The following is a 24,020-nucleotide window of genomic DNA, read 5'->3' as shown; positions in this document are numbered from 1 at the left end:
ATTAAAAGTTAGGCACAACCTCGACTCTATAGAACCGGGTGCCGTCTGCGGAAGGCGGTGTGCCCGTGGCGCTGCCATCATCCAGGAAGGACTTGGTGGTTCCATCACCCGCGATCCAGACCGTGGCATTCTGCCAGGTGCTCAGGTCATCACTCCAGCGGATACGGTACAAACGTCCGGGCAGTGTCGGGAACTGCACGGAGACGTGCCCTATTCCAGGTTGTGGTGTGCTGGTCCACTCATAGCGGTCCGGTGCATTCGGATTCAGGCCAAAGAGGAACTCCGTATACGCATCATGCTCATCGTAATCATCGTTGCCAGCCGCATCATGACCATTTGGATTCGTGCCGTTCGCGACCTCCCAGGCATTCGGAATGCCGTCACCATCGGTGTCCGCGTACGTGCGCACGATGCTGACGTTGTCGAGGCCGACGACTTGGTCCGGGGAGCTTTGGCTCGCATTGTCATCCACCCAGCGCAGCAGCAGTGGCGCGCCGTCATTCCAGTTGCCGTTCAGCACGAGCGTGGTTTGCGGCGTGACGGTGGTACCCACCGTGTTCGGGACCGTGGTGATGGTAGGATTGAAGGCACTGGCATTCGTCCAGGTCGTGCCGTTGTCCAGGCTGTAGAAAAGCCAGTAGCCCGGCAGCTCATTCGCAGCGCCAGCCACCGTGTAGCGCAGTGTGTCATAGCTGATCTTCAGGGCGTCGATCGAACCTCCCGTGCCATTGGTCAGCAGCAACTGGAAGGCCATGCCAGCCACGGTGGTGGGTGCGCTGGCCAGCACACGATTCGCAGTGTCTGGCACCAGGTCAGCGGCATTGTAACCATTGAGGTTGTTCGCTGCCGGCGCCGTGATCACAGTCAGAGCAGCGGTGACGTTGGTCATGGCTGCCACATCACTCGCGGACACGCTGGAAGCCCAGGTGGTGTTGCTGGTGGTGCTCGCGGCATTCTTCACGCTCCAGGTTCCAGGAAGCGCTGTGCCGGCAGAGCCCATGGCATTGAAGTCTTGCGAGTAGGCACCGGTGAAGTTGCCCGGAGGTGTGAAGGTGACGCTAACCACGGATGATGTCGTGGATGCTGTGTCGTTGTCCACTGCCACGGCGGTCAGGCTATAAGAGCCCACCGCCGGGTTCGTCCAATTGAAGGAATAAGGTGCGGTCGTGTCCTCCCCCAGCAGCGTGACACCACGATAGAACTGCACCTTGGTCACGAAGCCGTCCACATCGCCAGCCGTGGCATTGATGGTTAGGCTGGTGTCCTCGGTCGTGAATCCATGAGAAGGCGAGGTGATGCTCACAGTCGGTGGCACGTTCGACGGATTGGTGACGGTCACATTCACCACTGCCGAGGTCGTGCTTGCGCCTTGGTTGTCGATCGCCACTGCAGTCAGCGCATAGCTGCCAGAGACGGCGGTCCAGCCAAAAGCATAGGGAGCAGTGTCGTCTTCGCCCACTTTTGTGGCTCCTGCATAGAACTCGACCTTGCTGATGCTTCCGCCTGGATCCGTCGCATTTGCAGCGAAGCTTATTGGCGCTGGAAGCGCGATGCTCGCGCCTTCCGCAGGCGAGGTGAGACTCACGCTTGGCGCGGTGTTCCCCGCCGTGGTGAAGATGCGTGAAGTGCTGCCTGTGGCGTTGCTCCCATCACTCACCGCAGCATACCATTCGTACTCGCTTGAGCCTTGGACACCCGTCCAGTTCAGCGTGGCCGCACCGCCCGTGGCGCTCACTGTGCCCAGCGCCACCCAGGGGCCGCTGGCATCACTCATGTCATAAGGCAGAGTAAACTGGCTGTCGGTGTCTGTCTCATAAGTGTCCGCGGTGGTGCGATAGGTCTTCGCATAGATCATGTTGTTCGCGGGCGAGAAAGTGTAGTAGCGCAGCCAGGCATCACCTCCGCCAAGGCCACCGGGAGCACCGGAACGTCCCTGATAATCCTGCAGGATGGTGTAGACGGTGCGGCCTTCAAAAGTATCCGCGCGCTGGCCTTCGCCATGCACATGGCCGCACAGCATCATGAACAGATTCGGGTTGTCCTTCAGGTTGTCATACACTGCCTGGCCATGACCTCCCCAGGAGGCCGGATTGCCGGTATTCACGAGCCAGTGGCTGGTCACGATGGCGCGACGGTTCGGATAAGCCTTCAACAAGGCATCCGCCCAATCCATGACCGCCTGTGTGCCGGCAGTGTTCGCATTGTAGACCAGATTGATGACGATGAAATCAAGCCCGCTGGCGCTGAAGAACTGATAGTTGTTGTCGTTGTTCGTGCCGTAGTTGCCCAGGAAATAGGGGCGGCCGTTCCAGCGTGAGGTGCCAAAGTATTGGTTCCACTTCACGTTGCCACCGCTTTGCACGTCATGGTTTCCGGGAGCACCGCCCCAGGGAATGCCGTGGGTGAGCATGGTGGTCACCGGGTTCTCAATGATGTCCATCGCACCATCGGCATTCACCCACTCCTGATCCACGGTGGCCGTGTTCACCATGTCACCCATGTGCGCCACGAAGGCTGTGTTCAGACTTTCGCGGCTGGAGACAATCCAGTTCGTCTGGCTGGTGAACTGAGTAAGACGATTGTTGAGGTTCTCAGAATAGAACTGCGTGTCAGGCAGTGTCATCAGCGTGAAATCCGGACCTGCAGCCGGAGACTTCTCACGGCCATAGAAGGTCACCGTGAGCGGCTGGCCTTCAGGATCCGAGACGGAGGCATTTAGAGTCACCGTGCCACCAGCGCCAATGCCTGTCGCAGCATCCGCTGGTGAAGTCAGCGTGATGGATGGCGACTGGTTCACCACGACCTGCACAGCGACGGCAGAGGATGTCGTGGTGGCGGTCATGTCATCCGTGGCCTTGGCCGTAAGCGCGTAGTTCCCGACCGGCACGTTACCCCATGCAAAGGCATAGGGCGCTGAAGTGTCTTCGCCGAGTTTGGTGGCTCCATTAAAGAACTCCACCTTGGTCACGGTGCCATCGTTGTCCCCGGCATCGGCGGTTATGTTGACCATCGCCGGAGCCAGGAAGGTGCTGTTGTTTGCCGGCGCGGTGATGGAGACTGTCGGAGGTGTGGTGAGCGGCGGCGTGACATGCAGCGTGACATGCAGCGTGACAGCAGCGCTGGTGACACTCAGACCGAAGTTATCCGTGGCCTTCGCGGTCAGCGTGTAGTCCGCCTGGGCGAGACCGGTCACTTGGAAACTGTAGGGTGCGGTGTCGTCCTCACCGACTTCCGTGCCATTGACGAAGAACTCCACCTTTGTGATCGAGCCATCCGTGTCACTGGCATTGGCCGTCATTGTGACTGTAGCAGGAGCCGCGATGCTGCTGCCATTTGCAGGAGCCGTGAGAGCCACCGTCGGAGCTTCATTCGTTGTCAGAGGCCCACCCACGGTCCACAGCGGTCCATTGGTCAGGGAACCCACGGTCACACCGGCACTGCTGCTTGTGGTCGTGCCCGTACCTTCGTTCAAACCGAAACGCCCGACGAGGCCGGGAGCGGTGGCAATGGCCAGATGTTTGGTCGCGGCGACTTCCTCACCACTGCGTGCATAGTTCCAGACACGCACTTCATCAATCGTGCCCGCGAAAGCACCTTCACGCGCGCCGGTGGAAGTCATGGCGGCACCGATACCGAAATGCTGGATGCTATCGTAGCGAGGCAGGGCGCCTGCGGCCGCAGTGGCGGAGCCGACCTGGACTCCATTGAGATACATCTTCCAAGTCGCTGTCGGACCATCATAGGTCACCGCGACATGGTTCCACACGCCATTGGTGATCGGTGTGTTCGTGGCGGTGATGGGGTAGTTCTGACCGGCGGTCAAACCTGTGGCCGGATAGGTTTCAAAGTCAGCCACCAGGATGCCAGCGGTGGTGATACCAAAGAAGTAGTCGCAGTCCACATTGCTGTTCTCCGCCTCACCGCGACCTTTGCCAAACAGAGGCACGGCCGTCACGCCGCCATTGCCAGAGGATGAGGTCACACCCGCGCCTTCCTTGCGAAACCAGCACTCCAGCGTCATCCCATTGGAAGGAGGCCCGCCCACACCGAGCTCGAGGGCCGTGCCCATGGTCACATAGTCATTCACGCCGTCAAAGTAGAGCGCGGTGTTAGACGGGATGTTGCCTGGATCCAAGGTGACCGTGACGTTCACAGCGGCGCTGGTGGTGCTGATGCCGCTGTTGTCTGTGGCACGAGCGGTGTAGGCATAAGCGCCGACGGAGGGAGCAGTTTCAGCGACGCTGAATGGAGCTGTGGTGTCCGTGCCGATGACGGCGCCATTCCGAAGGAACTCCACTTGTGTGATCGTGCCGTCCGCATCTGTGGCTGTGGCATCCACCGTGAAGGCCGTGCCGGTGTAGATGGTGGCATTGTTGGTTGGGCTGGTGATGGACACCACAGGCGCGCCAGGAGCCTCAAAGAAGGCGAAGCTGAACATGTCATCCGTGCCAGCGGAACCGTCCTGCAAAGCGGCCAGCCCTGAGGTCGGGATGTCACGGCTCTCAATGGTCCAGCGCGAGTTCCCCGCGTCCCATTGATAAGAGATGATGTTGTCGGAGTTGTTCGTGCCGCCGCCCTCATGACTGATGATGAGAGTGCCAGTGGCATTACTCTGGCCAGGAATGCTCAGGTGCCACTGCCCTGTGCTGCCTTTAGTCACTGTGAAGGTACCGCCGCTGACATCCGTGGTGGCATTGCTGTTCACACGGCCCAGTGCCTTCAGACGTTTCGTGCCCACATCCGCCGCAGGCAGATACACGAAGGCGATCGGGTCCTGCTCCAGAGTGCTGCCGTCCGCGTAGTTGTCACGCACATACAGGGTGAAGCTGCCATCAGCGTTGGCCTTGGAGAGCGCGAAGTTGTCCTCATCCTTCACGTGACTGACAAGCAGAATGCCGTTTTGCGCGGTGTAAGCGGCATTGACGGACGTGAGATTCAGCCCCCACGAACCACTGCCCGTCGTGGTGAACTGCGTGCCCAGTGTGATGCCTGCCGAACCGATGAAGGTGTTCGTGACACCACCGTTCGTCGCCGCGCTGTTACGTCCCAGTCCCCCCATCCATTGCGTGTAGGGGAAATGCGCCGCGGCGACGTTGATGTTCACCTCCTCAGCAGCGCTGGAGCAATTGGTCACCGGAATATAAAACCGGTTAGGCGTCGTGGTGCTGTCGAGTTGAACGGCACTGGTTGCGTAAAACTGGCCGATCGTGTCCCCCGTGGCATTGTTGTTGCGTCCGTTCTGCGCCACGGAGCTGATGAGCACACCCGTGTTGTAGTCGTTCGTGTATCCCAGAGTGATGTTAAAGTCGCCCTTCGTGCTGCCACTGCGCACGGCGAAGTTCGGTGAACTCCCGGCCAGCTTCGTCACCGTCACGGAAGTGGTGGCATCACCCCCATCGTTCTGCACCACGCTCAGTGTTCCAAACTCAGTCGTTTGGGCAAGGGTGAGCGTCGGCAGGCATAAGAGTAACGAGGCAGTGAAGAAGGATGGGAGCTTCATGGTTTCGGGAGTGAGGGAGAGGGTGCAGGTGCGGCAGGAGGCGCGCTGACCGGCGCGAGGGTGGTCACGCCCAGGGCCTGATCTGCCTGCTGGAGGAGCTGGCTCATGGCCGCGGTGCCTCGGTCGAGATTGGGCAGTGCCAGCAGATGAGTTCGCAAAGACGTCCAAGCCTCCCTGGCCTCAGCCTGACGCCCTGCCTCTGATAGAATCTGAGCGCGCCGCGCCATGATGGGCTCAGGCCTCGGCATCACACGCTGAAGTGATTCAAGGTGACGCAAGGCAGGCTCGACCTGACCACTGCGGAGATACAGATCGATCACCTGCTGGAGCAGACCCGGCTCATTGCCTGCCTTGACCAACACTTGCTCCAGGAAAAACGCGGCCTCATCTGCACCATCCTGCTCTGCGATGACCTCGGCGATCTCGCTCACCTGCTCGGTCTGTCGGGCCCCTTCCTTTTCAAAGGCTGCACGGTAGTCAGTGACTGCCGCTTGCTTGTCATCGAGATGCCGGCGCGCACGTCCGCGTTGAAACAAGGCATCACCATCATCCGGATGAAGGGTGAGATGCTGCGAGAGCACAGCCTGTGCTGCCGCCCACTGCTTGGCGAGATTCAGCGCCTGACCGCGCAAACCATTCGTGTCAGATGCGTCAGGTTGCAGACGATCTACCCGCTCCAGATCCACCAACGCTGCCTGCCAGTCTTCGTGCCCCATGTGCAACACAGCCCGCTGGCGGTATAGCGAACTGTCTTCCGGTTTCGTTTCCAGCTCATGACCGATGCGCAGCAACTCATCATGATAAGCCCCATGGCCTGAGGCCTGGGAAAGCGGCAGCATGAGGGTGAGAATGAACGCGAGACGTCGCATGAACGCCGCGCCCAAAGCGCTGCCAGACTCGAATCCCAAGCAACGATTCCGACAGTGACGCGGCCGTCACAAATCATGTCATGACGCTGGAAGCCTTGATTTTACAGGCCTGTAGCGTCACCCACGACCACCATGTCGCAAAGTGTGACAAAGAATTCACCTCGAACCGAACCGTTCACGGTTCGTTGTTCATGGTTCTTCGTTGCCAGACACTCGGAGCCTCCTGGCTCCTTTCAGGAAACCAAGAACATGCCCTCGTGATGAATCAATAGATCATCGCATCCGCCGGAGCGGGTGTTTCTTCGATGCTGGTGGCTTCAATAATCGGCACGACCTGGTCGCCCTCTTTCTTGTAGGACATCTTGCCGACCACCTTCACCCAGCTCATCTCCTTGAACTCAGGAGCCTTCTTGCCGAAGTCGACGGGGATGGAATAAGGACGCGCATCCGCAGCACAGCACTGCACCATGAGGCGGAAGATGCGGAGGCGATGGCCATCCGCATTATTCACCTTCTCAGGCAGCACCTGGGCCGTGGTTTCCACCGACTGGCCGGTGATGACCTTCTGCACTTCCAGATCGCCGCCGGTGTAGTAGATCTCAGGCACTTCGAGAACGAAGTCGCCATTCTTGTTTTGCGGCACCTGCTTCTTCAAGTCTTCCAGGGTGAAGCTACCGAAGCTCTGTGCCTTGTCTGGAGGTGCAGGCGCAGCCTTGGCGACCTTGTCCGCATCCTTGAACTGGGCCGGTGGAGGCGGTGCCGAGTCCGGCATCGGAGTTGGGTTCGGCGCAGCACGCTCCGTCTTCACGGCGGCAGTGGCAGCCGCAGGCGCCGATTTGTCCACAGGACGCAGGGCAAACTTCTCCGCGTTGGTCTTGTCTTCGTAATTGGGGTTGTAGAGCCCCTTGTTCACCACCGCGTTGCCGCTATAGCGATCCGGGCTTTTAAAGGCGGCCCAGGTCAGCGGAGCGATAAGCATCAAGATGGCGGCAATGCGTCCCGGCCAGGCGCTTTCCTCAAGGATGCCGTGACCATGGTCATGAGAATGTGCGTGCTGATGAGAGTGTGCGTGACCATGGTCGTGATCGTGGTCGCAGCAGCCTTCATGATCGTGCTTATGACCGTGATCGTGGCCGCAATCCTTGTGCGAGTGGTCATGGTCGTGACCATGATCATGTCCGCAATCCTTCGTGTGCACGTGCCCCTTTGCATGCCCATGATCGTGATTGTGATCATGGCCGCAGCAGCCCTCTTTATGACTGTGCCCATGGTCGTGGTGGTGATGATCATCATGCCCGTGACCATGATCGTGATCACAATCATGGCTGGAACAACCGCCGTCATCTGCCTGGGTGGTGAAGAGATTGAAGAGCCCCACTACGCCCATGCCAATGCCGGCGATGAGCACCATCTGGCGGAAAATGCCGTCCGGCGGCAGATAGGCGTTCACACGGCCGCTGATGTGGAAATAGAGGAGCACGGCGCTCCAGATCAGCATGATCAGGACGCCGATGAAGTGGATGGTGGTGCGAGTTCCGGACATAGAAGCGAAGAGCTGAGGGCTTAGAGCAAAGAGGAAGAAAACGGTGAACCGGGAGCAGCGGGCGGGGACTTACTTGGCAGCCAGCTTTTGGATCATCATCATCCACGGCTCGGAGAGAACGCCGATGAGGAAGAACAGACCGATCAGGAGAGCGAGAACAACGCGGCGCTTGAACACGCCCGAATACATAAACAGCAGCTTGATATCCATCATCGGGCCGAAGACCAGGAAGGCCAGTTTCGCCGCCATGGAGAAGACTGCCATGGGCGCGGCGATGAAGGCATCCGAGGTGCTGCACAGGGACAATACGACGGCCAGCCCCATGATAGACGGCAAAGCCAGCCATTCGTTCGAAGCGACGGTGTTCAGGATGGACTGGTCGACCTGGGTGTTGAAGACCGAGGTGATGATGACGCCGATGGTGAAGTACATCGTCGTGTCCAGGAAATCTCCCATGGCAGCGCGCATGGCATGCACCAGCTTGGCATTGAAGCTGGAGGCTGGAGCGTGCGCATGCCCGGCATCCGGATTCGCCTTGGCGATGCCTTCCACCACCTTGGGTTTCAAGATCTGATCAGGCCGGAAGCGAAGCACGATGAGGCCCACGATCACCGCCACAGCATAACCCAGCGAAAGGCGGGAGATGGTCATGGTGGCATTTCCCAGAGTTTCCCAGCCTGTGACCTTCTGGAACTCCTTGAACGCCGTGAGCGTGCTGATGGCCACGATCGGGTTCATGATCGGCGCAGCCAGCATGTAGGTCACCGCACAGGAGACCGGCAGGCCCTTCTGCACCAGACGCTTGATCACCGGCACCACAGCACACTCACAGACCGGAAACACCAGCCCCAGCACCCCGGCCACGAGAGTGGAGAGCACGCCGTTTTTCGGCAGCACCTTGTCCAGCAACCGCGAGTCTAAAAAGGCGGCGATCAGGCCCGAAAGGACGGTGCCCACGAGGATGTAAGGGGCACCTTCAAAAACGATGCTGAGGAATGCCATCAAGACATCTCCAAGACGGCTGGGCTCTGGCTGGGCGACAAAAAACATGGGGGATCTGGTCTTAAACGTGACGAGGGTGCCGCTTCAAGCGGGAAAGAACACCTGAGCCGATATGAAGCAGGGAAGCCGCAAGCAAACGGCCTGTGCAAGTCAAGGTATCGTCACCGGCCTCTTTCTTTACTGCATCCCTGCCACCCACGGCTTGAACTCCTCCGGCACCTGGGCCTCGAAATTCATGGGCTGATCATGGATCGGGTGATGAAAGCTGAGCTTCCAGGCGTGGAGCATGAGGCGGGTCACGGGGACGATCTGGCGCTTGGGATTACCATAGATCGGGTCCCCGAGGATGGGGTGGCCGAGGCTCTCCCGCATGTGCACGCGGATCTGATGAGTGCGGCCGGTGAGGAGCTTGCAGCGGATGAGGGCGCTGCCTTTATAAGTGGCGACTTGCTCCCATTCGGTCACAGCCTCCTTCCCTGCCCCGTCATAGAGGATGGCCATGCGTTTGCGGTCCACGGGGTGACGGCCGATCATGTTTTGCACGCGCCCCCCCTGCTCTTTCGGCAGGCCGTTGATGGCGGCGAGGTAGATTTTGCTCAAGCGACGCTCCGCGAAGGCCTCAGTGAGGCGACGGTGGGCGATGTCGTTCTTCGCCACGACCATGCAGCCAGAGGTATCCTTGTCGAGACGGTGCACAATCCCGGGGCGCATCTCCCCGCCGATGCCGCTGAGGTCGTCACAATGATGGAGGAGGGCATTTACCAGGGTGCCATCCGGGTTTCCAGCGGCGGGGTGGACGACCAAGCCGGGGGCCTTGTTCAGCACCAGGATGTCACTATCCTCAAAAAGCACGTCCAGGGGAATGTCCTGGGCCACCACCTCCACGGGAACAGCCTCGGGGATGGTCATGGTGAGCTGGTCCCCCAGCTTTAGGGTGGCGCTGGCCTTCGCTGGGCGGCCGTTCAGGCTCACATGGCCGTCCTTGATCAGGTCCTGCACCCGAGCCCGGGAGAGGTCGGAAAAGCGGCCAGCAAGGTGTTTGTCGAGTCGGGAGCCGGCTTCGGCGGCATCAGAGAGGGTCCATTCCACAGTTTGAAAGTCGATTTTCGAATTAATTTAGCAATCTGTAATTTCTGGCATACGACAAGCGTGAACAAAAACGCCACAGATGAGTCAAAAGCCCACACCTGACTCCAAAATCAACGCTTTTTTCCTCTTCACCTTGGCCCGTTCCTTCCTCTAGAAACTCCAGACATCCTCTCTTTTTTACCCTTCCCGAGTGTATCCCGTCCCTGAACAGTCCTACTTGAGCACCTGTCCGGTCTGCCAAAACCAGATCGATGTGACCTCCCTGGACCCCTTCACCAAGCTGAAATGCCCCTTTTGCGGGCAGATGGTGCGCGTGCGGCGGAAGTTCGACCACTTCATGATCATCCGCCAGATCGGCGAGGGTGGCATGAGCCGGGTGTTCGAGGCTGAAGACGAGACCCTGGGCAGGCGCGTGGCGCTGAAGATCCTGAACCAGCGCTACAGCCGCGATGCCACCCGCATCGAGCAGTTCCGCCAGGAGGCCCTGATCACGGCCAATGTGAACCACCCGAACGTCATCAAGCTCTACTCTGTGGGCTATGACCAGGGTTACTTCTACATCGCCATGGAGCTGGTGGACGGCGGGAACCTGGAGCAGCGCATCCGCCGGGATGGCCGCATCAAGGAGACCGAGGCCCTGCGCATCGGCCTGGAGGTGGCTGAGGGCCTGCGCGCCGCCCAGCAGATGGGCCTGATTCACCGCGATGTGAAGCCAGCGAACATCCTTTTCACCGAAACCGGCACCGCCAAGGTGGTGGACTTTGGCCTGGCGCTCTTCGTCGACCGAGGCGGAGACAACTCTGGCGAGATCTGGGCCACGCCCTACTATGTGGCTCCGGAGAAGGTGCTGGATAACCGCGAAGACTATCGGAGCGATATTTTCAGCCTCGGTGCCTCCCTTTATCATGCCCTGACCGGCAAGCCCCCGCACAAGGCGGACACGGACAGCATCGAGCAACTGCGCATGATCAAATGCCGCCGTGTAGCACTGGAAGACAGCGGCATGCGCTTCGCCCCGCGAACCATTCATGCGATCAACCGCATGCTGGCTTTCCGCCCCCAGGAACGCTGCGCGAACTATGATGAGACCGTGGACGAGCTGCGTCTCGCGGAAGGTCTGCTGAACCAAGGCTACGTCACCCGCTGGCGCCTAACCAGCCGGCGCATGCGCTGGGCCATGACTGCCGCCGCAGCCATGCTGGTGGCCTTCCTGGTGGGCTGGACCGTGCAGTTCGCAGGTCAGCGCAAGGCAGCATCCGTCACCCAGAGGCTGGACACCAGCAGCCAGGAACTCGCGGGTGATGGTGTGGTGGTGCCGGCGGATGACAAACGCACCGTGGCGGAGAGGTTCATCGCCGCGCGCAGTCTGATGCTGGAAAAACGCCAGTATGAAGAAGCGCGCCATCAGTTCGAGCGCCTGATCCGTGACGACCTGCGCCAGCCAACGCTGAACTGGGCTCATGTGAACGCCGCGATCTGTGACATCATGCGCGACAGGAAGCCTGATGCCGCCAAGCATCTGACCGCGCTCAGCCAGAACACGGGCAGCGGCAGCAGCATGCTGGTGAGTGAAAACCTCGTCGGGTTTTTCCGCACTCTGGGCGAGCGCTTCACCAAGAACATGCCCCCGGGCATCGACCTTGACGAACTGGACTACTCCACGGAGAACGAAGCCATCCTGGGCTATCTCATTCATGGTCTGGCGGAGTGGCATTTCGGTGATGCCCGCCTCGGCGCCCGTCTGTTGAGTCACTTCAAATCTCATCTCGGTGATCTCCAAAAGAGCGCTGACACGGCTCTGGTGACCCTGAACTGGATCCCGCCCTATGCACAGCTCGTGGCCCAGCATGAGGCGGACATGGCGCTCGCCGTGGCCCTGGTCGAACCAGCGCTGCCGAAGACCATTGATGACTGCCGCAAGGTGCTGGAGACCCTGCGCACCCAGCGCAAACAGCTTGAGAAAGTGCCCAGCCTGAAAGCTCTGATCGAAGGATGGGAAGCTCCGATCAAGAGCGAGCTGTCCCGGTTGAAACTGGAGCAGGAGGACCGGCAGATCGCCACGGACCGCGTGCTCCGTGAGCGTGAGCTGGGGCAGTGGCATGAGATCCTGGCCACCATCCCGACATTGATCGAAGGGTATAACTACAAGCGTGTCACGACCATGCTGCGTGACATGCGCTTCGAATGTCCCGAAGTTCAGTCCGCCCTGGATGGACAGCGCTATCTGCATGCCCAGGCTGGCAACTTCCTCACACGGCTTTTCACGGACCTGGAAACCCGCGGCGGATACTCGGGGCCTCTGCATCGCCGTGGAGGCGGCAGCATCGAGGGCAAGCTCACGGCTGGCACGCTCGACACCGTCACCATCTCCCTGAGCCGGGGCGAGCTCACACTCCCGCTGGCAGATGTGTCTGCCCAGACGCTGCTGGATGCCGCGCAGTACTTCGCCGCGCAGACCACGGACAGCACGGAGTATTACCTGCGCCAGGAGGAGATCGCCGCATTTGCCCGCGTGGCCGGGTTGACAAATCTCTCCGCCACGGTGGCCGCCCAGCTTATGGAAGAGAACCGTGCTTTCCGCCAGCGCTGGCTGAAGGTGGCGCAGTGAGGGAGCGAACAACCGCCCCCCCTGTCAGCTATCTTTCCCCTCTTGGTTTGATGTAAAAAGCAGTCAGCCATCTCGCACTGCGAGATGGCTGCTTAGCTGGCCCGGCGGCACAAGTGCAGCGTGGTGCCGCAGGCAAGCTCAGGTGAGTTGCTTCCACTGGATGTCGCCCACCTGGTCGCCATGGCGATCCATCTGCACCTCTGCCAGCCAGGCATCAAAGCCCAGCATGATGGCGCGTGAACAGACGCTGTCGTGCTCCGTTTGGGAGAGGTTTGGCAATGAGTGCGATGCCAGTCCTGCGAGCACGTGAATCAGCATGTTGTTCTCGCCGCCACGGGCCTCAAGGTCCTTGGTGCCGTGCCGCTGGGTGTTGTGGAAGCAGCGGTAGCCTTGACCTGTCAGCCATTTCTCTACGTGGCGTTCTCCATATTCAGTGATGTCAGTGGGTGTCAGCATGTCGATGGGGAGGGTGGAAGGTTGAACTTCAGCCTGACCATCCGCTGGGGGGAACGCGGAATTGTCATACTTTTTAGCAGACCGCCGGTTTGGCAGGCAAGCCTATTTTTTTGATTTCACACAACTCTGCCCCCTGACGTGTCCGGGATGAAAGGCGGACTTGTGACGGTCCTGTGAAGAAATAGTTGTTTGAACCTTTGGCCTCACCTATTTCGAAGGCTTTCCACCCATGCCCTCCCCAGGTTTCTCCAGGATCGCAACCATCTGCTGGCGCCTATGCACCGGAGCAGGTGTGCCTGCGCACTGGCTGCAGGTCGGGCCTATCAACTGGCGCATGCACCCGAAGGCGGTAGATTATCCTGAGCTGGAGAGCATCCTGAAGGAGCCGGAAAAGAACATCATCAGCCGGCAGCGCGGGCTCTTCGGCGGCAAGTCGGATTTCGTTTACCACGACCGTCTGGTGGTGAAGCGCTACAACGTGCGCCAGCCGACTGATGCGCTGCTGGATCTCATCCGGCCGTCCAAGGCCACCTTCGCCTTCCGCAAAGCCCGCCTGCTGGAGGATCTGGGGCTGCCTGTGGCTGCCGCCATTGCCTCCGGAGTGGCGCCGAGACGCGGACTGATCCAGCACTGCTACCTTGTGATGCAGCGCGTGCCGGGGGCAAAGACTTACCGCACCTTTTTTTCCACGGGTGGTGATCTGGAGCATGCCAGGACTGTCGGCACCATGATCGGACGGCTGCACGGGGGCGGCCTGCGCCATCGTGACCTGCGCTGCGAGAACCTGCTCGAAGATGAACAAGGCAAGTTCTGGTTCATCGACATGGAAGGCATCCGCGTGCAGCTCGCCTCAAAGCCTGAGCGTGTGATTCGCGACCTGCGCTCCCTCTACGGCAACTTCCGGCGCTGCGGTGTCAAGCCAGCCGCCGGCGTGCTCTCCACCTTCTGGCGTTTCTACCTGCGCGAACAACCCCGCGGCAACCGGCGCGCCTTCGCCGCCGCCCGCCGCGAGCTGTTCGTTCCCAGGGCTAAAAAGGCCTAACCAGATTTACTCCACCGCCTTCAACTGGATGTGGCGGTATTCCATGAGGCCGCGGTCACCTTCGAGGCCGATGGGGCCGGTTTCGGGCAGCTTGAACTCGGCTTCCAGGACCTCGCCATTGCAGGTGCAGCGGGCCACGCCGTCCTTCACCACGACCTCCACCTGGTTCCACTCCTGGGGCTTGTACTGCTTCAGTTCTTTATAAGGACCGGCCACGAGGTAGTCACGGCACTGAAGCTGTGGCTTGCGGATGAAGATGCCGCTGTCCGCGTTCACGCTGGCGCGGAACTCAAGCTTCAGAATGAAGTTCTTTGGAAACTCCTCGACGGTGTAAATCTGGCCCGTGAGCTTGTCCATCTCCGTGGGGAAGTTCACGGAGAAGACACCGTCCTTCGCGCTGTAGTAGTTGTCGCTGGAGGTGGTCTTGCCATCGAACTTCTCCGTCACCTCGCCAATCTTCGGATCTTTGCGGTCTGTCTTGGCGCGGAAGCACCAGCCGGTGAGATCCTTGCCATTGAAGAGGCTTTTGAAACCTGCTTCTGGCTGCCAGTCATCGGCATGCAGAGAGGTGGTGGCGAGAAGGAGAGAGGCGATGGCGATGCGTTTCATGGTCGGTGACGAAATGAGAACGCATTTAACGCCGCCAGCGAGTCAGACTTGCGCCAGCCGCCAAAGTACTCATGCGCTTTAGCGCGTGAGAGCTCAGTCAGGCCATGAGATCGGGATCCATGTCTTCGGACAATCCAGGTCCAGCGTGTTGTTCGAGATCGGTGCGGGCTGAAGCCCAGCACTACTTTAGGCGGGTGAAATCACACTTCCATAAGCCGCGCAGAGGCTGCCTGGCAGAATGACCTGCACGGAACAGTCTTCTTGGCGGGCGACTTCTGCTGCGAGGGCGAGCTGGATGGCACTACCGGCGCCCATGCTTTCTCCGAGAACGGAGCGCGGATGGATGGTCGTCACCACAGGTTCACAAGCAGTGCTCCAGGCTGCACTCTCCGACTCATCGAGAATATTCACGCCCGACAGCCCGCTCACGCGAACGAACTGCCCCTCCGTCTGCATGGCCAAGTTTTGAACGATGTCCCGCAAACCTGCAGCACGCTCAGCCTCACTCAAGAAAGCACGAGCAGGCGTCGGGGTGAGTTTTAACCCCACATCTCCGAGGGACAGCAGCAAGGCACCGGCACCTTCGGAAGCCTTCAAATCCGGGTGATAATAGCTCACCGCTTCAGAAGCGACCCAGTCTCCCTCCTCCGAACCGATGACGAGCACGCGATCGACCAGCCCTTGGACTAACCAAGTATGCGCCATGAAGACACCTTCAATGATGGCGCTGGATTCACCCACCAATGTGGTCACAGGACCATCCACGCCGAGGAAGGCCGCCACGTGTGATGCGGGTGCATTGTAGACAGTCTCCGGGAAGATCAGCGGACTGGCGAGCGCCGGAGTCTCAATGACCTCATGATAGAAGCGGCCGCTGAACTGCACGCAGCCATTGAACATGCACTGGATGATGCCCAGCCGTCCGACGCCCTGGCCATTCGGGAAGCCTGCTTTTTCCAGAGCCTCCAGAGCAGCAGCCATGGCGAACTTCGTCACAGGGCTGGCACGACGCAGGCGCGCAAATTTGGGGAGCGCCTCGGGTGGTGCCGCTGGGACGCTGAGGGAGAGACACTCCCAGTCTCTGGAGCCCACAGTGCGAGGATCGTCGGTGGCTGGCAGTTCCGTTTTTTCCGTCACCGCATTCACAAGCGCTGCCGTGCCCCAGCCTGCTGGAGACACAGCGCCCGTGCCGAGAATGAGCAGTGAAGGCGCTTCCGTCGCGGGATGCTTCGGAGATGGCGATGCGGGTGCCTCAGACAGTTCCTTGAGCACCAGCGTGGCATTCGTGCCGCCGAAACCAAAGCTGTTGGTCAACGCCACCTTCACGCGAGCTTCACGCCACTCGCGCACGAGGTCGAAACACACCGCAGAATCGGCTTCACGCACATTCAGGCTGGCAGGCAGCCACTGGCCACGCATGGCCATGAGACAGATCACAGCCTCCACCGAACCTGCCCCGCCTAACAAGTGGCCCATGGCGGACTTCGTGGAACTCAGCGCGATGCGTGCGGCATCACTGCCAGCCCAGGTCTGAATAGCACTGGCCTCGGCGACATCATTGTATGGCGTGCCGGTGCCGTGAGAGTTGATGTAGTCGATCTGTGAGGCATTCACTTTTGCCATGGCACAAGCGCCAGCCATGGTGCGGATGGCGGCTTTGCCCTCCGGGTCTGGCTGGGTCAGGTGGTGCAGATCCGTGGCCGTGGCATAACCTGCAGCTTCACAGAGAGCCTCGGCACCACGCTCGGCAGCGGCCGCTTCACTCTCCAGCAGCATCACGGCCGCGCCTTCACCGAGAGCGAGACCATCGCGCGCAGCATCAAATGGCCGCGGGATGCCGCTGGGGGCCAGGGCGCGCAGGGTATCAAAACCTGCAAACACCAGTTCGGCCAGCGCATCATAGCCACCCGCAAGCACGCGACGAGCCTTGCCTGTCTGGATCATCGCCATGGCATCGCCGATGGCATTCGCCCCACTGGCACAGGCATTGGAGACGATGATGATGGGACCGTGCCAGTCATACTCGGCCGCGATCGCGGCGACCTGCTTTTGCGGCTGGTAATACTCCACGCGTGAGAGCTGTCCCGGCACGCGGCTGGAGCTGCTGATGGCCGTGCGGAAGTAGTCCTGCCCCACACTCATCGCGCCCGCTGAGGTGCCGATGATGATCGCATCAATGCCCTGCAGTCCCGGCAGCTTCGCCATGGCCAGAGCCTCTCGAATGGCTAGCAGAAGCATCTTCGTGCCACGATCAATGAGGTGATCACGGCGGCGTGGCATCTTTAAAAACAAGCGCTCGTCCGGCAGAGTGACCTGCGCGGCCGTCTTCGCGATGCGCTGGCTGACATCAAAGGCGGTCACCGGAGTGAAGTTCATCCGGTTAGCGCGAAACGAGGCCTCGTTCTCCCGCCAGTCCAGCCCGAGCGGCGAGATGATGCCCGCGCCAGTGACCAGGATGCGTTGAGGAGAAGATGCCGACACGATCAAAACGAAAAAAAGAGAACGACCACGAAAGCAGAATGGATTCCAGCGCTTGAAGCCATGCACCAGACTTGCCACTATCACTTCCCTGCTCCTTCGGTTTAAGGACGCGAGGCCCTGAGTGTCAAATGTTTGGTGAACGCTGGAAACAAATCCTGAGCCAGAAAGGCGGTGAAACCGCCCTCTGGCATCCTGAGGGCGCGCTCACCTTTCGCGAGCTGGAGGACCGGGCGCGTGCTCAGCCTCCCCTGCTCTGCCCCAAGCTCGGCGAATACCACCTGGCCCAGGGAGATGGCCTGGACGTGATGCTGGCCCTGCTGGCGGGCTTCCTGACCGACAAGCCCGTGCAGGTGGTGGAAAAGGACCGCCAGCGCCGGGTGCCGCACTCCGTGCCAGAGGAGAAAGCCGCCCTCATCAAGCAGACCGTGGGAAGCTCAGGGGTGCGGCGCTGCCAATTCTTCAGCTTTGACCAGATCGCCGCTGACGTGCACCGCCTGCATGCAGCGCTGGGCCTGGGTGATCACGATGTGGCGCTGGCTCCTCTCAGCGTGGCACATTCCTTCGGGCTCACGACCACCGTTTTGCAGACCCTGCTTCATGGCGTGCCGACCCATTGGCTGCCCACCCCCTTCCCCACGGGCATGATCGAGGCCCTGGCCCAGCATGAGCGGGTCTTCCTGCCCGGCGTGCCGGCCATGTGGAAGGCCTGGCTTATCTCAGGGCTGGAGCTCAACCACGTATCCCTGGCGGTCTCCGCAGGTTCATCGCTCTCACTGGAGCTGGAAAGCCGCGTGAAGGAAGTCTTTGGCCTGAAGCTGCACAATCTCTATGGGACCAGCGAATGTGGCGCCATCAGCTACGACGGATCGCTGGATCTCCGCACTTCCCCCCAGGATCTGGGCGATCTGCTGCCGGACATCAAGGCGCACACAGACATGGAAGGCCGCCTGCGAGTGATCAGTGATGCGGTAGGCATGGGCTATGATGAAGAGCTTTCTGGCGAGGTCTTTTCCACACCTGAGCATCTGACCTGGGATGTGATCGAGGTCAGTGATGGCCGTTTGGTCCTGGATCGCTGTGTCGGGGCAGGCATCAATGTGGCCAGCCGCAAGCTGAGCCCGGGTGAGATCGCCGCGAAGATCCGCGAGGCCACAGGCATCTCTCCAGTGACCATCAGCGGCACACCAAGCCGTGATCCTGAACGTGTACAAGACGTGGAATGCACGATCGGGGTGCCGAAGTCAGAACTGACTCACGATTTTAAGGCCCGGGCCTGCGCAGCCCTGGCTCCATGGGAGGTTCCACGGCGCTGGGTGGCCCAAGAAAAGTAATGCAGGGCTTCAGCCCGCACTCACCAGGATCCACAGACCGACTTCTACACTCCCCCAAGAACTCGGCCATTCCTGGGCTTGCGGGGCTCTCACGCGCTGAAGCGCATGAGTACTTTGGGGCTGCCGCCCTGCCCTATCCCGCCCTCATTCCATCTAAAGAGCGCAAAGTGAGCATTTTGCTTTGAGTTCGGAGGCTGGATCGCAGTTAATAGCGCCACCACCATGAAGCCTGTCTTTGAAAAAGTCCCGCGCCGCGACTGGGAGTCGTTCCACTGCGAAGTCGTGCATGGCCCTGACTACGGCACACGCTGGCACTTTCACCCCGAGTATCAGATCACGCTCGCCATCCGCAGCCGCGGACATCGCGTCGTCGGAGACAACATCTCGCCACTGCGTGATGGTGACCTCGTGGTGCTGGGATCCAACCTGCCTCACGTCTGGCACCAGGACGAAGTCGCCGGTGCTTCAGTGGATGCCATCATCGTGCGCTTCACGGATTCCTTCCTCGGCTCTGACTTCATGAACCTGCCAGAGATGGAAAACGTGAAGAGCCTGCTGCGCCGCTCGGCACGTGGTCTTGAAGTGAAGGGAGCCACCCGTGCCGACATCACGGCGCGCATGCGCCGCATGGCCGATGCCACCGGCCTCACTCGTGTCGTTGAGATGCTCGGCATCCTCGATACGCTCGCCCGTTCCAAGGATCTCAACACGCTCGCCAGTGCCAGCTATGAACCTGCTCTGCATTCCGGTGACCAGGACCGCATGCAGCGCGTGGTGGATCATATTCATCAAAACCTCACCGAGGACATCGACCGCAAGCAGCTCGCCAAGCTCGCGCATCTCAGCGAAGGCGCCTTCAGCCGATTCTTCCGTTCCCGCACCGGCAAGACCGTGCCCGAATACATCAACGAAGTGCGCATCGGCCGTGCCTGCCGAATGATCGCAGAAGATCAGCAGAACATCACCGACATCGCGCTGGATTGCGGTTACCGGAACCTCGCGAACTTCAACCGCCGCTTCCGTGAAGTGGTGGGCAGCACGCCGCGTGAGTACCGTGCGCAAATGCGGGTGCTGGGTGGCGGGCGGTGATTGGCAAAGTAGTGCAGGGCTTTAGCCCGCACCCACCTTGATCTTCCGTGCGATTCGGCCTTTCCGAAATGCTCCATCTTGCCCCGTGACGTGCTCTCACGCGCTGAAGCGCATGAGTACTTTGGTCAGCCGTGCGTTGCACGTCGTGTGATGCACGGGTAAATCCCCGTCAGCATGACAGTCCTCCGTTCGCTCGACCAACTCGCTTCCGTTCCAGGCCCCGTGGCACTCGCCATCGGCGTATTTGACGGGCTGCACGTGGGGCATCAGGAGGTCATCCGCGCTGCGCAGGAGCATGCCGCGCAACATCACGGCACGGCCGTGGTCATGAGCTTTGATCCGCATCCGCTGTCCGTGCTGCGTCCGGGCTCCGAGCCGAGGCGACTTTGCGGCGCGGCCTACCGGCAGGTGCTGCTGGAACGCATGGGCATCTCCACCACCTTACTTTGCCCCTTTGATGAAGCCACGGCCGCCACGCCAGCTTCCCTGTTTATCGATACCCTTGTGCGCGACTGCCGTCCACTGGGCTGCATTTCCGTGGGGTATGGCTGGACGTTTGGCAAAGGCCGCAGCGGCAACATTCACCTGCTCATGGAGCATGGCGAGCGTGAGGACTTCGCCGTCTATGGAGTCCCTCCGATCCGCGTGGATGGTGTGGTGGTCAGCAGCACCTTGATCCGTGACGCGGTGTCCAGCGGTGACCTCGTTAAAGCGGGTCGTTTGTTAGGCCGAGACTATGCGCTGTATGGAGAAGTCGTGCGCGGCCGTCAGCTCGCGAACCAGCTGGGCTTCCCAACTGCGAATGTGGCACCTGAGGTGGATCTACTGCCGCCTTTCGGTGTCTATGCCGTGAAGACTGAGATCAATGGGCAGGAGTATTCCGGCATCGCCAACCTCGGCGTGAGACCCACGGTGGAAACGGGAGAAACATCGCCATCGCTCGAAGTGCATGTCTTCGACTGGAGCGGAGATCTGTATGGCCAAAACCTCGAAGTGAAGCTCGGTGACTTCATCCGCCCCGAACAGAAGTTTGGGAGCATCGAGGAGCTGAAAAAGCAGATCGAAGCGGATGTGACGCTGGCACGGAGCATGTGATGCGAAGGCGCGGCAGCGTCGTGGAATGCGGTGGGAAGCGCTCAAGCGCGACACCGCTGTGTGCGCAGCGAACGTCTTCGTTGTTAGGCAGCGCCAAGTGCGCACGAGAGCGGTGTCGACGATGCACGGCGGCCCGTGCATCTCTGCCACCGCACTCCGGGACGCTATCGCGACTGCGGAAGCCTTATCCCGCCAGGGCCGCGTTCTTTTCGATCTGGTCGGTGATCTCCAACGCGATGCGTACGGCCTCTGCACCTTCCTGACCGCTGACGACGGGGCCTTTGCCCAGGCGGGCGCATTCGACGAAGGCGGCGATCTCGAGCTTCAGCGGCTCGTCTTTTTCCACTTCCACGGCTTCGCGGATGATCTGCATGCCGTCTTTGCGGTAGATCCATCCGCTCTGCTCCTGGTAGTCGAGACTGAGATAACTGTCCTGCTGGAACACGCGGATCTTGCGCATCTTCTCCGGACTGATGCGGCTGGCAGTGATGTTGGCGATGCAGCCGTTGGCGAACTTCAGGCGCGCATTCGCAATGTCCTCGCGCTTGGTCAGCACGTTGATGCCCACGGCATCGATCTGCACGAGCGGTGACTTCACCAGGTGCAGCACGATCTCGATGTCATGGATCATCACATCCAGGACGACCCCGATGTCCATGCTGCGGTTCGGGAAGGGGGAAAGACGATGAGCCTCAATGAAGCGAGGCTGGTTCATGCGCTCCTCAAGCTGACGCAGCACGGGATTGAAGCGCTCGATATGCCCCACCTGAAGGATGACATTTTTCTCTTGCGCCAAGGCAATCATGGCCTGCGCTTCCGAGTAGCTCTCCGAAATGGGTTTCTCCACCAGCACATGAATACCGCGCTGCATCAATGGTTCGGCCGTAGGACGATGATAGATAGTCGGCACAGCGATAGTGGCCGCATCCACACGGGAGGCAAAATCTGCCAGATCACTCGCCGCATAGGTGCCGTATTGCGCCGCAAACTCCGCCGCGCGGCCCGGGTCTGCGTCATAGACGGCTCCAAAGACCACCGCGCCATCACTCTTCGCCGCGATCTCCGCCATGATGCGGGCGTGGTTCTTGCCAATGGCACCAACACCGGCCACGCCGATGCGGAAGGGTGATTTAGGGGTAGACATGTCCTGCCTTGTTTAGACACGGCAGGGCCGGTGGCAAAGGGAAAGTATCCCGCCTCCGCCCTCCTTCTAGAAGAGCGTTTACCAGAAAAGCGTCCCATCTCTTGCGTTCCTCCTTCCTCTTGCGGTGCAAAGTTTGGGCCTGCGCAGGCTCAAAGAGGTACACCGCGAGAGAAAAGAATAACGCAAGAGGGTAAGAACGATAACCAAGGCCGGTTCACGGCAAAGTAGTGCTGGGCTTCAGCCCGCACCCGCCGTGAGACGTGATTCTTTTCCCAGAACCTCATCTCACGGTATGACGGGTGTTCACGCGCTAAAGCGCATGACTACTTTGTGCGGTTCACCGCGCTGACGACTGCCTTGATGGAGGCGAGCTCGATGTTGGTGTCGACACCGGCTCCCCAGACCAGCTTACCGTTGCCGGTTTTGATCTGGATGTAGGCCAGGGCGCTGGCACCGGTGCCGCTGCTGAGGCTTTGCTCGCGGTAGGAGACGACCTCGAACTTCGGTGCGCCAGCATCTTTGATGAGGGCATCCACAAAGGCGGCGATGGGGCCGTTGCCTTCGCCAGTGATGCCGATCTCGCGGTCGTCTTTGACCATGCTGCAGCGGCAGGTGAAGACGCCGTCCACGCCATCGGCGTGGAAGTGATGCAGGGAGAAGGGTGTTTCGCGCTCGATGTATTCTTTCCAGAACATCTGCTTCAACTCCGCACCGCTGACTTCACGACCCAGAGAGTCCACAATGTCGTTGGCGATGGGGCCAAACTCACGCTGCATGTCCTTCGGCAGTTCGATGCCGAACTCGCTCTCCAGCAGGTAGGCGACGCCGCCCTTGCCGCTCTGGCTGTTCACGCGGATGACCTCGTGATACTCGCGGCCGATGTCATGCGGATCGATGGTGAGATAGGGCACGTCCCAGATGGTCTTGTGATCATCGTAACCATTCAGGCCTTTCTTGATGGCATCCTGATGGCTGCCGCTGAAGGCGGTGAAGACCAGCTCGCCGGAGTAAGGATGGCGCGGTGGCACGGTCATGCCAGTGGTGCGCTCATACATCTCGATCAGGCCGTTCATGTTGCTGAAGTCCAGCTTCGGATCGGTGCCGTGCATGTAGAGGTTCATGGCCACCTGGACGATGTCCAGATTACCCGTGCGCTCGCCATTGCCAAACAGTGTGCCTTCCACGCGATCCGCGCCTGCCAGCAAGCCGAGCTCTGTGGCAGCGGTGCCGGTGCCACGGTCATTGTGCGTGTGCAGGCTGATGATGAGGCTTTCGCGATTTTTGATGTTCGTGCAGATCCACTCAATCTGGTCGGCATAGACGTTCGGCATGCAGACCTCCACGGTGTCCGGCAGGTTCAGGATCATCTTGTTCTCCGGCGTGGGCTGCCAGACTTCCATCACGGCCTCGCTGATCTCCTTGGCAAACTCGACCTCGGTGGCACTGAAGCTTTCGGGGGAGTATTGCAGGGTCACTTTGGTGCCGCTTTCCGTCAGGCGATGCAGGCGGTCCTTAATCAGTTTCGCGCCATTCTTGGCCACGGCGATGATTTCCTCCTTGGACTTGCCGAACACATACTTGCGCTGCGCCGGCGAGGTGGAGTTGTACATGTGGATGACCACCTGCTTGGCGCCGATCAGGCTCTGCACGGTCTTTTCAATCAAGTCCTCACGGGCCTGCACCAGCACCTGGATGGTGACGTCATCCGGGATGCGCTTTTCCTCGATGAGGCGGCGGTTGAAGCTGAACTCGGTGTTTGAGGCGGAGGGGAAACCGACTTCGATCTCTTTGAAGCCGCACTTCACCAGCGCATCAAACATGTCGAGCTTCTGGGACACATTCATCGGCACGGCGAGGGCCTGGTTGCCATCGCGCAGATCGACTGAGCACCAGATAGGTGCTTTCTCGATGGTTTGGGAGGGCCAGCGGCGGTTCGGCAGTTTGACGGGGTCAAAGCGCTGGTACTTGGTGGCAGGGGACGTTAACATGATTCGGAGATTCTTTAGACAGGATTAACAAGATGACAGGATTCCAGGAAGAGATTCTTTTCCTGATCCTTGGTGGAGGAATGCTGTGACGTGACAGCAAGGGCATGACGAGGAAACGCGGGCCGCCTACCCTTGCGTGAGTCGCAGGGAAAGAAGGAGGAGCAGAGCCTTGGC

Annotated in this window: 16 protein-coding genes; 6 read left to right on the top strand and 10 right to left on the bottom strand. The window is 60.2% G+C overall.

The genetic code is table 11. The features are described 5' to 3' along the window. Window position 1: 1 nt before the first annotated feature. The 3 genes from BGE01nite_RS18270 to BGE01nite_RS18260 all read right to left on the bottom strand — a co-directional run bounded on the left by BGE01nite_RS18270 (window position 2) and on the right by BGE01nite_RS18260 (window position 7,348). The gene (locus BGE01nite_RS18270) at window positions 2–5,500 is read right to left on the bottom strand and encodes an Ig-like domain-containing protein (RefSeq protein WP_146852287.1); all 5,499 of its coding nucleotides are present in this window, start codon (window positions 5,498–5,500) and stop codon (window positions 2–4) included. Beyond that, on the bottom strand, window positions 5,497–6,369 hold the full coding sequence (locus BGE01nite_RS18265) for a tetratricopeptide repeat protein (protein ID WP_146852285.1): 873 nt from the start codon (window positions 6,367–6,369) through the stop codon (window positions 5,497–5,499). Before BGE01nite_RS18265 ends, BGE01nite_RS18270 begins: the two co-directional genes overlap by 4 nt. A gap of 265 nt (window positions 6,370–6,634) precedes the next feature. Continuing rightward, window positions 6,635–7,348 carry a TIGR03943 family putative permease subunit gene (locus tag BGE01nite_RS18260; RefSeq protein ID WP_146852283.1) on the bottom strand — a complete coding sequence of 238 codons (714 nt, stop codon included), beginning with the start codon at window positions 7,346–7,348 and terminating at the stop codon, window positions 6,635–6,637. Window positions 7,349–7,444: 96 nt separating this feature from the next. Between BGE01nite_RS18260 and BGE01nite_RS29720 the strand changes: the two genes are divergently transcribed. Then, on the top strand, window positions 7,445–7,936 hold the full coding sequence (locus tag BGE01nite_RS29720; RefSeq protein WP_218033032.1) for a hypothetical protein: 492 nt from the start codon (window positions 7,445–7,447) through the stop codon (window positions 7,934–7,936). A gap of 45 nt (window positions 7,937–7,981) precedes the next feature. Here BGE01nite_RS29720 and BGE01nite_RS18250 read toward each other — a convergent pair whose 3' ends face one another. Both BGE01nite_RS18250 and BGE01nite_RS18245 read right to left on the bottom strand, forming a co-directional pair. Next, a complete protein-coding gene (locus tag BGE01nite_RS18250) occupies window positions 7,982–8,962 on the bottom strand; it encodes a permease (protein ID WP_146852279.1) in 981 nt (326 codons plus the stop codon). Window positions 8,963–9,091: 129 nt separating this feature from the next. After that, complete coding sequence (locus BGE01nite_RS18245; RefSeq protein WP_146852277.1) at window positions 9,092–10,003, bottom strand: RluA family pseudouridine synthase; 912 nt, start codon at window positions 10,001–10,003, stop codon at window positions 9,092–9,094. 217 nt (window positions 10,004–10,220) lie between these two features. Here BGE01nite_RS18245 and BGE01nite_RS18240 point away from each other — a divergent pair, with 217 nt between their 5' ends. Then, window positions 10,221–12,611: a serine/threonine-protein kinase gene (locus BGE01nite_RS18240; protein ID WP_146852275.1), complete on the top strand. Its 2,391-nt coding sequence runs from the start codon at window positions 10,221–10,223 to the stop codon at window positions 12,609–12,611. Window positions 12,612–12,749: 138 nt separating this feature from the next. Here BGE01nite_RS18240 and BGE01nite_RS18235 read toward each other — a convergent pair whose 3' ends face one another. After that, window positions 12,750–13,067 (bottom strand): hypothetical protein, encoded by a 318-nt coding sequence (locus BGE01nite_RS18235; protein ID WP_146852273.1) that lies wholly within the window; start codon window positions 13,065–13,067, stop codon window positions 12,750–12,752. A gap of 229 nt (window positions 13,068–13,296) precedes the next feature. On the opposite strand from BGE01nite_RS18235, the gene BGE01nite_RS18230 reads away from it, so the two are divergent. After that, the gene (locus tag BGE01nite_RS18230; protein ID WP_146852271.1) at window positions 13,297–14,109 is read left to right on the top strand and encodes a lipopolysaccharide kinase InaA family protein; all 813 of its coding nucleotides are present in this window, start codon (window positions 13,297–13,299) and stop codon (window positions 14,107–14,109) included. Between the two features lie 6 nt (window positions 14,110–14,115). Here the strand turns inward: BGE01nite_RS18230 and BGE01nite_RS18225 are convergent, their stop codons facing one another. Beyond that, the gene (locus BGE01nite_RS18225; RefSeq protein ID WP_146852269.1) at window positions 14,116–14,718 is read right to left on the bottom strand and encodes a 3-keto-disaccharide hydrolase; all 603 of its coding nucleotides are present in this window, start codon (window positions 14,716–14,718) and stop codon (window positions 14,116–14,118) included. Between the two features lie 186 nt (window positions 14,719–14,904). Then, window positions 14,905–17,199, bottom strand: a complete 2,295-nt coding sequence (locus tag BGE01nite_RS18220) for a beta-ketoacyl-[acyl-carrier-protein] synthase family protein (RefSeq protein ID WP_246145754.1) — start codon at window positions 17,197–17,199, stop codon at window positions 14,905–14,907. 128 nt (window positions 17,200–17,327) lie between these two features. On the opposite strand from BGE01nite_RS18220, the gene BGE01nite_RS18215 reads away from it, so the two are divergent. The 3 genes from BGE01nite_RS18215 (at window position 17,328) to BGE01nite_RS18205 (ending at window position 20,714) form a co-directional block, all read left to right on the top strand. Beyond that, window positions 17,328–18,530: an AMP-binding protein gene (locus BGE01nite_RS18215; protein WP_146852265.1), complete on the top strand. Its 1,203-nt coding sequence runs from the start codon at window positions 17,328–17,330 to the stop codon at window positions 18,528–18,530. Between the two features lie 222 nt (window positions 18,531–18,752). After that, window positions 18,753–19,619 carry a helix-turn-helix domain-containing protein gene (locus tag BGE01nite_RS18210; protein ID WP_146852263.1) on the top strand — a complete coding sequence of 289 codons (867 nt, stop codon included), beginning with the start codon at window positions 18,753–18,755 and terminating at the stop codon, window positions 19,617–19,619. Window positions 19,620–19,793: 174 nt separating this feature from the next. Then, entirely contained in the window at window positions 19,794–20,714 is a 921-nt protein-coding gene (locus BGE01nite_RS18205) for a bifunctional riboflavin kinase/FAD synthetase (RefSeq protein WP_146852261.1), read from the top strand. A 184-nt stretch (window positions 20,715–20,898) separates the two neighbouring features. On the opposite strand, the gene BGE01nite_RS18200 is transcribed toward BGE01nite_RS18205, so the two are convergent. Further along, window positions 20,899–21,858, bottom strand: a complete 960-nt coding sequence (locus BGE01nite_RS18200) for a Gfo/Idh/MocA family protein (RefSeq protein WP_146852259.1) — start codon at window positions 21,856–21,858, stop codon at window positions 20,899–20,901. Window positions 21,859–22,181: 323 nt separating this feature from the next. Beyond that, window positions 22,182–23,846: a 2-isopropylmalate synthase gene (gene leuA / locus BGE01nite_RS18195; protein ID WP_146852257.1), complete on the bottom strand. Its 1,665-nt coding sequence runs from the start codon at window positions 23,844–23,846 to the stop codon at window positions 22,182–22,184. Window positions 23,847–24,020: the final 174 nt, after the last annotated feature.

The organism is Prosthecobacter gellanilyticus, assembly GCF_007992435.1.
GTDB lineage: Bacteria > Verrucomicrobiota > Verrucomicrobiia > Verrucomicrobiales > Verrucomicrobiaceae > Prosthecobacter > Prosthecobacter gellanilyticus.
The sequence above is the reverse complement of the archived record's forward strand: the minus strand, read 5'-3'. Positions and strand labels throughout refer to the sequence as shown.